Source organism: Microbacterium amylolyticum (genome assembly GCF_011046975.1).
Taxonomy (GTDB): Bacteria; Actinomycetota; Actinomycetes; order Actinomycetales; family Microbacteriaceae; genus Microbacterium; species Microbacterium amylolyticum.
In genome coordinates, this window is record NZ_CP049253.1 from 1,433,099 (window position 1) to 1,445,952 (window position 12,854).

The 12,854-nt window shown below is 66.7% G+C and carries 13 protein-coding genes; 6 read left to right on the top strand and 7 right to left on the bottom strand.

The window, feature by feature from the left end; genetic code table 11:
- Nucleotides 1-2 precede the first annotated feature (2 nt).
- Together cysD and G6N81_RS07050 are read right to left on the bottom strand one after the other, a co-directional pair.
- A complete protein-coding gene (cysD, locus tag G6N81_RS07045; protein WP_165134903.1) occupies nucleotides 3-914 on the bottom strand; it encodes a sulfate adenylyltransferase subunit CysD in 912 nt (303 codons plus the stop codon).
- 11 nt (nucleotides 915-925) lie between these two features.
- Complete coding sequence (locus G6N81_RS07050) at nucleotides 926-1,708, bottom strand: 3'(2'),5'-bisphosphate nucleotidase CysQ (protein WP_277602638.1); 783 nt, start codon at nucleotides 1,706-1,708, stop codon at nucleotides 926-928.
- A gap of 194 nt (nucleotides 1,709-1,902) precedes the next feature.
- Here G6N81_RS07050 and cysC point away from each other — a divergent pair, with 194 nt between their 5' ends.
- Nucleotides 1,903-3,021, top strand: coding sequence for an adenylyl-sulfate kinase (gene cysC, locus G6N81_RS07055; protein WP_241244905.1), 1,119 nt, complete (start codon nucleotides 1,903-1,905; stop codon nucleotides 3,019-3,021).
- Between the two features lie 2 nt (nucleotides 3,022-3,023).
- Here cysC and G6N81_RS07060 read toward each other — a convergent pair whose 3' ends face one another.
- Nucleotides 3,024-3,902: a sulfite exporter TauE/SafE family protein gene (locus tag G6N81_RS07060; RefSeq protein WP_165134909.1), complete on the bottom strand. Its 879-nt coding sequence runs from the start codon at nucleotides 3,900-3,902 to the stop codon at nucleotides 3,024-3,026.
- 114 nt (nucleotides 3,903-4,016) lie between these two features.
- Between G6N81_RS07060 and G6N81_RS07065 the strand changes: the two genes are divergently transcribed.
- Both G6N81_RS07065 and G6N81_RS07070 read left to right on the top strand, forming a co-directional pair.
- A complete protein-coding gene (locus tag G6N81_RS07065; RefSeq protein ID WP_241244906.1) occupies nucleotides 4,017-5,114 on the top strand; it encodes a glycosyltransferase in 1,098 nt (365 codons plus the stop codon).
- Complete coding sequence (locus G6N81_RS07070; RefSeq protein WP_165134912.1) at nucleotides 5,114-6,163, top strand: acyltransferase family protein; 1,050 nt, start codon at nucleotides 5,114-5,116, stop codon at nucleotides 6,161-6,163. The genes G6N81_RS07065 and G6N81_RS07070 overlap by 1 nt, the downstream gene beginning before the upstream one ends.
- 80 nt (nucleotides 6,164-6,243) lie before the next feature.
- Here the strand turns inward: G6N81_RS07070 and G6N81_RS07075 are convergent, their stop codons facing one another.
- Nucleotides 6,244-7,218 carry a DUF2332 domain-containing protein gene (locus G6N81_RS07075; RefSeq protein ID WP_165134915.1) on the bottom strand — a complete coding sequence of 325 codons (975 nt, stop codon included), beginning with the start codon at nucleotides 7,216-7,218 and terminating at the stop codon, nucleotides 6,244-6,246.
- Between the two features lie 78 nt (nucleotides 7,219-7,296).
- Here G6N81_RS07075 and G6N81_RS07080 point away from each other — a divergent pair, with 78 nt between their 5' ends.
- Nucleotides 7,297-7,512: a hypothetical protein gene (locus G6N81_RS07080; RefSeq protein ID WP_165134918.1), complete on the top strand. Its 216-nt coding sequence runs from the start codon at nucleotides 7,297-7,299 to the stop codon at nucleotides 7,510-7,512.
- Between the two features lie 19 nt (nucleotides 7,513-7,531).
- On the opposite strand, the gene G6N81_RS07085 is transcribed toward G6N81_RS07080, so the two are convergent.
- On the bottom strand, nucleotides 7,532-8,155 hold the full coding sequence (locus tag G6N81_RS07085) for a TetR/AcrR family transcriptional regulator (RefSeq protein WP_165134921.1): 624 nt from the start codon (nucleotides 8,153-8,155) through the stop codon (nucleotides 7,532-7,534).
- A gap of 83 nt (nucleotides 8,156-8,238) precedes the next feature.
- Here G6N81_RS07085 and G6N81_RS07090 point away from each other — a divergent pair, with 83 nt between their 5' ends.
- Nucleotides 8,239-9,078, top strand: coding sequence for an alpha/beta hydrolase (locus G6N81_RS07090; protein ID WP_165134924.1), 840 nt, complete (start codon nucleotides 8,239-8,241; stop codon nucleotides 9,076-9,078).
- Nucleotides 9,079-9,154: 76 nt separating this feature from the next.
- Nucleotides 9,155-10,105, top strand: coding sequence for a glycosyltransferase family 4 protein (locus G6N81_RS07095; RefSeq protein WP_165134927.1), 951 nt, complete (start codon nucleotides 9,155-9,157; stop codon nucleotides 10,103-10,105).
- A gap of 241 nt (nucleotides 10,106-10,346) precedes the next feature.
- Here the strand turns inward: G6N81_RS07095 and G6N81_RS07100 are convergent, their stop codons facing one another.
- Both G6N81_RS07100 and G6N81_RS07105 read right to left on the bottom strand, forming a co-directional pair.
- On the bottom strand, nucleotides 10,347-11,231 hold the full coding sequence (locus tag G6N81_RS07100; protein ID WP_165134929.1) for a sugar ABC transporter permease: 885 nt from the start codon (nucleotides 11,229-11,231) through the stop codon (nucleotides 10,347-10,349).
- Complete coding sequence (locus tag G6N81_RS07105; RefSeq protein WP_165134931.1) at nucleotides 11,228-12,853, bottom strand: ABC transporter permease subunit; 1,626 nt, start codon at nucleotides 12,851-12,853, stop codon at nucleotides 11,228-11,230. The genes G6N81_RS07100 and G6N81_RS07105 overlap by 4 nt, the downstream gene beginning before the upstream one ends.
- Nucleotide 12,854: the final 1 nt, after the last annotated feature.

The window sequence follows — 12,854 nt, forward strand, 5'->3', positions numbered from 1 at the left end:
GTTTAGAAGTACCCCTGCTTCTTCCGGTCTTCCATCGCGGCCTCGCTGACCTTGTCGTCACCACGAGTGGCGCCGCGCTCGGTGATCCGCGTTGCGGCAACCTCTTCGATCACCTTGTCGATGTCGACAGCGTCCGACTCCACGGCAGCCGTCAGCGTCGCATCGCCCACCGTGCGGTACCGCACAAGGCGCGTCGACACCTCTTCGTCGTCCTTCGGCTGGCAGAACTCGTTCGCCTCGAACACCATGCCGCCACGCACGAACGTTTGACGCTCGGAGGCGAAGTAGATCGACGGGATCTCGACGCCGTCTTCCTTGATGTACTGCCAGATGTCGAGCTCGGTCCAGTTCGACAGCGGGAACACGCGGATCGACTCACCGGGGTTCACGCGGCCGTTGTACAGGCTCCAGATCTCGGGGCGCTGGTTCTTCGGATCCCACTGCCCGAACTCATCGCGGAACGAGAACACCCGCTCCTTGGCGCGGGCCTTCTCCTCATCGCGGCGAGCGCCGCCGAGCATCGCGTTAAAGCCGTGCTTTTCCACGGCGTCCAGCAACACGGGCGTCTGGATGCGGTTGCGCGATCCGTTCGCTTCTTCGCGCACAAGACCCTTGTCGATCGCTTCCTGCACCGACGCCACGATCAGACGCAGCCCGTGCTTTTCGACGTAGCTGTCGCGGAAATCGAGGATCTCGGGGAAGTTGTGCCCCGTGTCGATGTGCACAACCGGGAACGGCAGCCGCGCCGGCGCGAACGCCTTCATCGCCAGGTGCAGCATGACGAGGGAGTCCTTGCCGCCCGAGAACATCAGCGCCGGCTTCTCGAGCTGAGCCACCACCTCGCGGATGATGTGGATCGACTCGGCCTCGAGCTGCCTCAGCTGCGAGATCGAATAGTGAGTGTCAGTGGACAATCCGGTTCCTTTCACTCCGCCAGCGCGGCGCGGATCGCGGCCGTCACATCGTCCCGGACATCCGGACGACAGACCACGAGGTCGGGAAGGTAGGGGTCGGGCTGGTTGTAGACAAGATCTGAGCCGTCGAGGCGGGAGGTGAACAGCCCCGCGGCGCGCGCAACAGCAACGGGAGCAGCGCTGTCCCACTCGTACTGCCCGCCGGCGTGAACATAGGCATCGGCCTGGCCGCGCACAACGGCGCAAATTTTGACGCCGGCCGATCCCATCGGCACCAGCTCGGCGCCGAGCGCTGCGGCAATGCTCTGCACCACCGCGGGCGGGCGGCTACGGCTGACGGCAATGCGGATCGGACCCGGCGTGCGGGGCGCGGGCGCCACCTCGGACGAGACGAGAACATCCTCCGGCCCGCCCAGGGCAACAGCGCCGAGGGCCAGCTGGCCTCGAACGATGAGCGCGATGTGCACGGCCCAGTCGTCGCGGCCCTCACCGAACTCGCGCGTGCCGTCCAGCGGATCGATGATCCACACACGATCAGCGCCGAGACGGCGATCGCTGTCCGGCGCCTCTTCACTGAGCACGGCGTCCGAAGGAACCAGCTGAGCCAGCCGCGTGGCGATCGCGTCCTGCGCCGCACGATCGGCGAAGTCCTTGAGCGCTTGGCTTCGAAGGTGCGGGTTGTCCCGACGCACCTCGAGAAGTCGCGTGGCCGCGGCAACCGCGAGCGAACGCGCAATACCGGCGTCGGCGGCATCTGCCTGACCGACGAGCGGTGTCGACTGCGCGTGGCTCACGTTCACATCCTCTAGGCCCCGGCCCCTTCCCCGTGTTTCGGAGGGCGCCGCCGTGACTCTACCGCGCAGGCATCGCCCCCACCGCATCCATCTGACGCGGCGTTACGCACTGTGAAGTCACGTCACAACGGGCCCGTTGTTCCGGTGCACCGCAGAGTTGGATTTTTCGCGCGCCGCGGGGCACTCTGGGTCACGTGACCGACGTGCACATCACCCTCAGCGCCGCCGAACTGCGCCACATCGAGCTTGCCCTGGCGAGCCCAACGCGGACGGCCCGCCTGACCCGCCCCGGCCTCGACGCCCACGAGGGCGACACCCTCGTGCTGCGCGATGAGGAGGGCACCGACATCGCCTCCCTCAGCGCCGAGCGCGTGCGCATCAGCGCCGCCGTCTGCATCACACCGGCGCAGCTGGGCACGGGAGTGGCGCCGGCGCCCGAGCCGGAGGTGATCATCGACGGCACGCTGACCCCCCGCCGCCCGCTGGGTCATCTCGACCAGCGCGAACTGCGCGTCTCACACGGGTTCCCCCGCCTGCCTCAGGCGGTGCTCATCACGGGAACCGTTCCTGCCCCGGGCGACGCCGGGTGGGCATCGCATCCCGGCCCCGTCATCGTCATCGATCGCGGCAATTCCCGCCACCTGGCCGCGGCGGTCACGGCCGTCGCAGCGGCAGAGCGACGCGCGATCGTCCTGCCCGAGCCTCCCCGCAACGCTGCCGAGTGGGCCGAGCAGATCGTCGCCGACACCATCACGGTGTGGGAAACGCCCCTACCCGTCTCCCCCGGCCGCGTTCTGCTGCTCACGGGCCTCTCCGGCTCCGGGAAGTCCACGATCGCCAAGCTGCTGGTCCAGCGGCTCGCAGAAACGGACGAACGCATCGCCACCCTGCTCGACGGCGACGAGGTGCGGCAGATGCTGACCGCCGGCCTCGGCTTCTCGCGCGAGGATCGGCTGGCTAACGTGCGGCGCATCGGCTGGGTCGCCGCGCTGGTCGCACAGCATGGCGGGATTGCCGTGTGCGCGCCGATCGCCCCGTACGAGGTGATGCGCACCGAGATGCGTGACCGCGCCGAACAGCACGGCCGATTCCTGCTGGTGCACGTGGCCACCCCCCTCGAGGTGTGCGAGGAGCGCGACCGCAAGGGCCTCTACGCTAAGGCGCGCGCGGGGCAGATCGACCAGTTCACCGGCATCAGCGACCCGTATCAGCTCCCGATCGATCCCGATGTGACGATCGACCACACGCTCACGCCCGATGAGTCCGTCGATCGCATCATCGCCGCCCTCGCCAAGGTCGACGCCAACGCCTAGCGTCAGCCGACCGCCACGGGCTGCGGCGAGCGCGAACGGCGCACGTCCCACACGATCGACGTGATCCAGGCCGCCGCCACCGTGATGTACAGCGTGACGGTGAGCCAGGTGGGCACGCCAACCGAGTTCGAGAAGGTGCGCAGGTTCAGGCCGATCACGAGGAACCCGATCGTCGCTCCGAGCCGTTCGGTGGGGATGCGCCGCGTGAGCCAGGCCGCAAACGGCGCGGCGATCATGCCGCCCACCGCGAGGCCGATCACGAGGGGCCAGGCAACCGTCAGGCCGTTCGGGAGCGCCCACCAGAATCCGAGCACGGCGGCGCCCGCGGCGAAAATCTCTCCCACCGACACCGATCCGACCACCTGGTACGCGGGCAGCTTCGACGTGGTGAGCATCACCGGCATGGTCACCGGGCCCCACCCGCCGCCGCCGACCGCGTTGAGGAAGCCGGCCGTCAGGCCCGTGGGGGCGATGATGAACCGACGCGGCCCCGCCGACTGCCGGAGGCGTCCGCCGCGGCGGACGAATCGCCACACGATCAGAACCCCCAGCGCCACAAGAACGGAGCTGGTGAAGGGGCGGGCGGCGTCGAGCCCCGACAGCGATACCAGGGCCCATGCCCCGACGAATCCGCCAACGGCGCCGGAGATGCCCAGCGCGATTGCCGTGGGCCAGTGCACGTTGCCGAAGCGGTGGTGGGCAATGCCGCTGACGATGTCGCTGGCCACAGTGGCGATGTTCACGGAGGCGGAAACGAGGGCGGGAGCGATGCCCATGCCGAGCAGAACCGTTGCGGTGATGGTGCCGTAACCCATCCCGAGGCTGCCGTTGACCATCTGCGCAACGAACCCCGCAAGCAATGCAACGATGATGATCGGCATGTTTCCCTCCTTCTTCAAACTCGACTTAATTGGTCAGGTTAGTGGTGCTGCTCAACTTTGCGAGCTGTGCGACGTTGTGTGACAACGCCCGGAACGATCAGCGAAGATAGGGCCGTGACAAACGGGATCATCATGCACGAATGGCTCTCCCCCGCTGGCGGATCGGAGAACGTCTTCGAGGCGATCGCGCGCGCCTTCCCGGACGCCGAACGTTGGTGCCTGTGGAACGAGGCAAACCGGCTGCAGCCCATCAACGAAACGGTCCTCGCCCGCACTCCCCTCAAGGGAAAAAAGGCCCTCGCCCTGCCCTTCATGCCGGCGGTGTGGCGCAACCTCCCGAGGCGCGACGCCGACTGGATCCTCGCCAGCACCCACCTGTTCGCGCACCACGCCCGCTTTGCCGGCCCCGCCCGCGACGCCCCCAAACTGGTCTACGCCCACACCCCCGCTCGGTACATCTGGGTGCCAGAGCTCGACGGCCGCGGCGAAAGCCTGCCGGCCCGTGCCGCCTCCGCACTGCTCAAGCCCCTAGACCGCAAGCGCGCCCAGGAGCCCGTGGCGATCGCCGCCAACAGCCGCTTCATCGCCCAGCGCATCGCCGACACCTGGGAACGGGACGCCGAGGTGATCTACCCCAACGTAGACGTCACGCGAATCCTCGCCGAACCGCAACTCACCCCCGCCGAACAGGCCACGCTGGATGCCCTGCCCGCCGACTTCCTCCTCGGCTTCAGCCGCTTCGTGCCCTATAAGCGCCTCGAAGCAGCCATCGACGCCGGTCGCGTCTCGGGACTTCCCGTTGTCCTCGCCGGCGGCGGCGACGGCGAAGCCCAGCTGCGGGCATACGGCAACGATCGCCACCCCGGCAAGGTCACCTTCTGCCTAAACCCCTCCGACGCGCTGCTGTCGGCCATCCTCCGCCGCGCCACCGCGCTCGTATTCGCCCCCATCGAAGACTTCGGCATCATCCCCGTGGAAGCAATGGCCGCCGGAACCCCCGTCATCACCGGCGCGGTCGGCGGAGCCGTGGAATCGGTGATCGACGGCACAACGGGCGCCCACGTGCACGACTGGAACAGTGACGCCGAACTGCGCACGGCCGTCGAACGCGCCACGGCCGCGGACCCCGCCGCCTGCCGCGAGCGCGCAAAGGACTTCTCCGCCGAGGTCTTCGACGAGAAAATCCGCGACTTCGTCGCCAGGAACACGTAATGCACCCGGCATCACGGATCGCCTGGATCGACGCCGCACGCGCCATCTGCGTGCTGGGCGTTGTTCTCATGCACACCGTGCTGTCGATCCAGGCGTTCAGCCTCGACATTCCCACGTGGCGCATCGCGGTTGACGAGTTCGGGCCCTTCCGAATGTCGGCGCTCTCGCTGCTCAGCGGCCTGCTGCTCTCGCGCCGCATCCGCACCGGGTGGCATGACAGCTCCGTGCGCTCATCGATCGCCCATTCCCTCTGGCTCTACGCCGTTTGGCTGCTGCTGTTCACGATCTTCGCGATCACCGTCGGATCCTTCTTCTGGACAGGGCCGATCGGCATGGGCACGACAAAGCAGGCCTGGCAGGCGTTCGCGTCACAACTGATCCTGCCGCGCACCGTGCTCTGGTACGTGCTGGCGCTGGCCGTGTGGAGCGCGCTGCTGACCACCGTGCGCCGCGCCGACCCCGGCCTCGTGCTGGTGCTCCTGGGCACCGTCTCGGTACTGAGCTCCTGGATGCCGCTCCTCGAAGGCTCAGACCAGTACCGCAACATCTGCCGGTACGCCGTGTTCTTCGCGATCGGTGTTTATGGGGCCCGGCTCCTGCGCAGGTGGATGAGCGACGAACCGGCGCGCGTTCTCGGCTGGTCGGCGCTCGCATTCGTCGCGTTCCGCGGACTGGAGTGGTTCGTCGACACCGAGCACATCGGTGACTTCGTGGCCCTCCCCCGCGACATCGCGGGCGCCCTGGCGCTACTCGCCGCCATCGTTTTCGTGTGCCGCCTGCGTCCCGCCAGCACGGCGCTCGCGTGGATCGGCCGGCGCACCCTGCCGATCTACGTGATGCACGGACTTCTCCTGGAGCTGCTCATCCTCTTCCCCGGCTGGTGGGTGCGCCCGCTGCAATCGAGCGAGGCCCTGCTGCAGCTGAGCCCGATCCTCATCACCCTCGGCTGCGCCGCCGCCGCGATCGCCGTGTACGAGCTCGCGATGCGCACCCCGGCGCGCGTGGTGTTCGTTCTACCGACGCCCGTGGCGAAAGCCGTTCGGGCGTAGGGCGGTCATCCCCGCGTTGCGTTTCTGCTCTGTGGGGGTTTCGTGCCCGGTTTGGCGAAGCCACTCGCGAGGGGTGGGCTTCACGCCGCCGACACCGCCTGATAGCTCTGCCCGTGCGGGGCGACCAGCGCAACCGGCTTCTGGTCGACAGCAAGAATCGTCCTGCCGCCGATGGGTTCGCGCACCCGCGCTGTGACCTCCGGGAGAACGCCCGCGCCTTCGTTCGACACCCACGTCACATTCGGGAACGATCTGACCAGCCGGGCGAACTCTTCGCGCCTTTCCGGCGTCAGGTACACGAGAACGGCGCTGTGAAACACGACCACGCGCGCGCCGTCCGGAGCCTGATCGATGAGGTCGGGAAGTCGCTCGATAAGGTCTCCCGGCACCACGTGTGGCGGATCGCCAGCGGCGAGCGCGGCAGCGGCGCGCAGACGTTGACGGCGATCATGATGCTCTGGCCAGACAAGCGTTTCCAGCCAGTTCATCTGGTCGGCATCGGTCACGTCGATCGGGTTCAGATCGACGCCCGCGCGCCACACCACCTCCGGCAGCCGGGATGGGACGGATGGGGCGTCGATAGAGCACGGGAGCACTACGGGGCTCGGCCCCTCCGCCGGATCAATCGTCGTCTCTGCGCCGTCCGCGGCGTAGCGATAGCTGTACCGGTCCGGGAACAGACACAGACCCGCGGATGCGCCCACCTCGATCAGCGCCAGCGGCCCATCCATTCGCGAAAGAACAGGGAGCAGAACGGCGCACCGGCCCGCCTCGTTGGTCTGAGTGCTGCGCGAAACGATCACCGGATCAACGCGATGCCAATGCTCGGCGAGCCACGAAATGACGTCCCTCGACGATCCGACGGGCGCCCCGACAAAGCGTGCGGCGCCAAAGACAAGATTCGGCTGACGCTTGCCGTGCGGCAGTGACGCGATGAGTCGCAGCGTGGCCGGATGTTCCGCAATGCCACGGGCCCAGTCTTCGTACACGGGTGAAACACCGCGGGCCTCAACATCGGCCCAGTGTCTATAGGCGGCAGCGAGTGTGTCCGTCATACCGGGACCCTACCCGTGCGGTTGCGTATCCTCCCGGTCCCTGTCGCGGGCGGGCGCCCAACACCTACCCCGTTCACCATGAGTGCGGAGAAGCTGCGTTTTCAGACCACGATCGGCGTCGAGGTGAAGGGCGAGACGTGGAGCTGCGTCGAAATCCCTGACTCCGCCGAGTTCTTCGGAAGGGGGAAGACCGTCCGCGTCGATGATGTCGCGGTGGAGAACGTCGGCGCGAGGGTGACCGGCACAGATACAAACCTGCCGCTCGGCAACAAGTACCCCGCTCGCGAGGAGTGAAGGCGGGCGGCGCCCCTTCCTACCGCGGCGCGTACCCCAGGGCGATGAGACGCTCCGAGATCGCGCGCTCGGCGCGGTGGTACGGGACGTCGCCGCCATGCAGCACGGACGCGGCGTTGGCGTGGGAGAGCATCGCCTCAAGCTCGAAAACCAGCTGTGTCGCATCATCGAGGCGCGGCAGATCCCCGTCTTCCATCGCGCGTGCGATCGAGATCTCCAGATACGAGCGCCAGAGATCCATGGCCTCGGTGATCGCGTCGCGCACCGGACCGGGGTGTGCGGCGAACTCCGCGGATACCGCGAGAAAGAAACACCCGCCGGCGAAGGTGCGCCCGGAGGAGTAGTCGATCCACGTGCGAACGAGCGCCCGGAGGCGCCGAATACCGCGAGGGGCAGAACGGGCGGGCTTCACGACCACGTCGATAAAAGTGCGCTTGGCCTCGGCAACGACGGCGAGCTGAAGCTGCTCCTTTGAGCCGAACAGCGCCGCGACGCCACTCTTGCTGGTCGATGTTTCGGCGGCGAGCTGCGCGATCGAGACGCCGGTGAGCCCATCGGTCGATGCCCGTTGCATCGCGACCGCGAGCACGGCCTGGCGGGACCTGTCGCCGCGTGCCCGGCGCCCGTCGACCACGGTTGTCATCTCACCAAGGTATCAGTACGATCGTCCGTATATCTTTATGAACGATCGTCCGTATTGTTACTCCCTGTCTTCTGAGGACCGATATGCCCGCGAAAGCCCTGACTCACGCCATTGATCGTCTGTCGCCCACGCTCGCCGCCGCCATCACTTACCCCACCTATGTCGGCGGAGGGAAGCGGCGTGCGGTGCATGAACGCGAACGCGCGACCCATGAAGAGGCGCGGCGAACCCGTATGCACATCGGCGGCCGCCGAATCATCGTGTACGAATGGGGCACAGGACCCCGCACCGTGCTCCTCGTCCACGGTTGGCGCGGACGCGCCTCCCAGTTCGCGTCGATCGTGCGGGAGCTGCGGTCCGCCGGATTCCGCGTGGTTTCGTTCGACGCACCCGCCTCCGGCGATTCCCAAGGAAGGCGGACGCACATGGGAGAGTTCCAACGGGTGATCAGCGTGCTCGCACGACGCGAGCCAACGGGCCGTTTCCCCCTGGTCGTCGCACACTCGGCCGGAACTCTCGCGGCGCTCGTCGCGGCAGCGGATCGGGGCATCACCGGGCGCATCGTGGCGATCTCCCCCGTCGTGCGCTTCTCCTATCTCGGCGAGGCATTCGCGCGCATGGCCGGCCTGGGGAATGCCGCGCGGCTGCGCCACGAGGGGTGGTTCGCCGCCCGGCTGCGACGAGAGGGCGTCGATGCGGGACCCTACGACCTCCTCGCCCGAGACCTTCCGCCGCACCTCCATGTTGACGTCGTCCACGACACCGACGACCCGTTGTCTGATGTGACCGAAAGTCGGCGCTTCGCCGCCCGGCATCCCGGCCAGGTACGGCTCGTCGAAACAGTGGGCCTCGGGCATTCGCACATCCTCCGTGCCGACGTCACCCTGGACACCGTGCTGGCCGTTGCCGAACGGGGCGCATGAAGAGAGCCACCCATCGGTTTGCGCCCTCGGCAAACACTTTTCCTGCGACCCGGCCGCACCCCCTACGCTGGTGGTGATGACCACGTGGATCGATACCCGCTGGGACGGGCAACACGGAATCGGCCGGTACGCGCGGGAAATCTATCCGCGCCTCACCGTCGAGTCCTCCCCCCTCCCTGTCCGGGGCGCAACCGCCTCCGGACTCAACGCGATCAAGCGCGTACCGAAGGGGCTGATCTACTCCCCCGGATACGCGGCATTTGCCCGTGCCGAGCGCCAGGTGATGACGATCCACGATCTCATCCACCTGCAGACGCCCTGGCCGCAGCGCGCAAAGTACCTGGCGTTCTACAACGCCGTTGCCCGCCCCGTCATCCGCCGGGCCGGTGTTGTGTTCACGGTGTCCGAAACCTCGCGTCGCGCGATCGCCGCCTGGCTGAAGGATCCGTCGGTGGAGATCATCAACGCCGGTCTGGGATCGTCCGATGCCTTCCGCACCGACGTTGAGGCCGCCCCCGCCGACGACCCCTATGTGATGTACGTTGGCAACCTCCGCGCGCACAAAAACCTTCGCACGGTGCTGCGCGCCCTGAAGCATCTTCCCGGCGCGCACCTGCGAGCGCTGATTCCTGCAGGCGAACATGACGAAGCCCACGCCATCTGCGATCGGCTCCGCATCACCGATCGCGTGCAGCTGCTTGCGGGGCTCAGCGACGACGACCTGGCCCGTCAGTACCGCGGCGCTTCCGCCACCGTGATGCCCTCCGTCGTCGAGGGCTTCGGGCTGCCGCCACTGGAGAGCATTATGACGGGAACACCCGTCATCTTCTGGGAGGGCTGCTCCGCCGTTGCCGAAACCGTCGGCGATGACGGCTGGGCGATCGAAGACTCGCAGGATGCCGTCGAATGGGCTGATCGCATCGAGGACGCCGTGAACGCGCACCGTCGCGTCATGCCCCAGACGCGAACCTACGACTGGGATGCGACGGCCGCCACAATCGACGGCGTTCTGAAGCGCCTGTCCTAGCCCCCAGAAGCGTCAAACGCGCCCGGAAAGCCCCGGGCACAGCTCGGCTCCGCCGCGCCAGCCGAACCTAACGAAGGAATTACTGGCGCCCGCAGCCCGAAAACAGCGGATACGGGCCCATATGCCAACAATTTTCCTTCGTTAGGCATTCGCCCCCGCTGTTCCGCACCGTCGCCCCGGCCGCACGGGCCCCAAAACACCGAACGCCCCGGGGAAACCCGGGGCGTTCGGTGTATTCGGCTTACTTCACGGCGCCGGCCGTGAGGCCGCCGACGATGTACTTCTGCAGCAGCAGGAACAGGATCACAACGGGGATTGCCGCCATCACGGCACCCGCCGAGAACGCGCTCCAGTCGGCGTACCGCGGGTTGGAGACGAGCTTGGTCAGCCCCACCGCCAGCGTCTGAACATCGGTGTCGATCAACACAACAGAGGCCACAACGAACTCGTTGACCGAGGCGATGAAGCTCAGCAGCGCGACCACCGCCAGAATCGGCGTCACCAACGGAAGGATGATGGTGAAGAAGACGCGAGCGTGACCGGCGCCGTCGATGCGGGCAGCCTCATCGATCGACTGCGGAATCGTGTTGAAGAACCCGTACATCAGGTACGTGTTCACGCCCAGGGCACCGCCGAGATAGACCATGATCAGGCCGATCCGGCTGTTGAGCCCCAGCACGGGGAACCACTCGCCGATGGTCGTCAGCAACAGGAAGATCGCCACAACGGCGAGCAGCTGCGGGAACATCTGCACCACGACGATCGTGATGAGGCCCACGCGCCGACCGGCGAAGCGCATACGCGAGAACGCATATGCCGCGAGCGCTCCCAGGAACACGGTGAGGATGCCGGTGATCCCCGAGATGATTAGCGTGTTGGCGAACCACTTCGGGAACGGCGCCTGCGGATTGCTCAGGATGCGCTGGTAGCTGTCAAAGCCAATCGCGGAGAACAGCTGGTTCGACCCCGTAAGGGTTCCCTGCGGGTTCAACGAGCTGGAGATGACGAAGACGATCGGCAACAGCGCGAAGGCCAGGATAATCAGTCCGACGACGTGCCGCCAGCCGGTGTCGAAGAACCACTTGCCGATGCTGCGGCGACGACGTGTTGTCACGGTGGCGCTCATCCGTTCAGCTCCTCGAGCGACTTGGTGCGTCTAAACGCGACGATCGAAATCACCGCGACGACGAAGAAGATGATGATCGTGTAGGCGCTCGCGAGCCCGAAGTCACGCGTTTGACCGGTGAAGGCCACCTTGTAGACCATCGAGATGAGGATGTCCGTGTGTCCGACGGGGATCGGCGCGTTCGAATCGCGTGGACCACCGTCCGTCAACATGTAGACGACGTTGAAGTTGTTGAAGTTGAACGCGAACGAGGCGATCAGCAGCGGCGCGATGCTCACGAGGAGCAGCGGCAGCTTGATCAGGCGGAACACCGCCCATGGTTTCGCCCCGTCGACCGTTGCGGCCTCTTGTAGCTCGTCCGGGATCGACTGCAACGCTCCCGTGCAGACGAGGAACATATAGGGGAAGCCGAGCCAGATGTTCACGATCAGCACCGACACCTTCGCCATGACCGGATCGGTGAGCCAGGGGATGTCGGCGCCGCCGAAGAGCACCTGATTCAAGAATCCGAAGCTCTGGTTCATCATGCCCGCCCACACGAGGGCGGAGAGGAAGGACGGAACGGCGTAGGGCAGGATCAGCAGCGCACGGTAGAGGTGGCGTCCCTTCATGCGCTTGCTGTTGAAGACGATCGCGAGGAACAGTCCGAGGAAGAACGTCGCGGCCACCGTGATGATCGCGAAGGCGAACGTCCACAGGGTGACGTAGACGAGGGGGCCGGCGAGGCGCTCGTCCGTGACAGCCTTCGCGAAGTTGTCGAAGCCCACCGTGACTCGCCAGCCGGGCTTGAGCTCCTGGCCGCTGTCGGAGGTGAACGCGCCCGTTCCCACGTCTCGGTAGACCACACCAGAGGCGGTGTCTGTCAGGTCGCCCGTTGCAGTGTCGTAATCGAGCGTGGACGTATAGCGGTAGGCGCTGGAACCGTCCGGCGTGCGGAAGGCGCCGTCGGAGGGATCGTCGGAGAACGGCACGGCCAGCGCCTGGACCTCGCTCTGACGCTGCAGAACGTCGGCGAACTGCAGGGTGCGCCAGCCGGGTGCCTCAACAGCGCGGTTGCCGTCGAACACGGCGTCGCGAACGATCTCGGCGGGGTCATCGGCCGTTCCGAGGAAGGCGATGCCGTCGGGGTCGGTGATGAGAAGTCCGATCTCACCGTCCGACTCGACGATCGTCACCGGGTAGGCGGGTGATTCAGGAACGCGCTCCAGCGACGACGCCAGAAGCGACGACACGGCCTGGTCCTTGTTGCCGTTGTGGCCGGTTCCGTAGTTGGTGAAGCCGATGTAGCCCGTGTAGAGCAGAACAAACACCTGGAACAGCGCGAGGAAGATCACCCCGGGCGCAAGGTATTTTGCCGGCAGGGCGCGGCGGGAGAAGTAGATCCAGTTGACGACGGCCGCCACCGCGACGACAACCGCGACAACGCCCCACTCCTCAAAGCTGATGAGCACGAAAACCGCGTAAACGGCGATCGCATCGACGATGGCGATGAGCGCGATCTTCAGGATCAGCGACTTCAAGCCACCACCGGCCGCATCTGCGATGTGGCGGGCCTGGCGTTCGCGTCGCGAGCGCCTGTGATCGACCGTCACGCGTTCGGTCTCGGTCTGAGAATGGGTCATA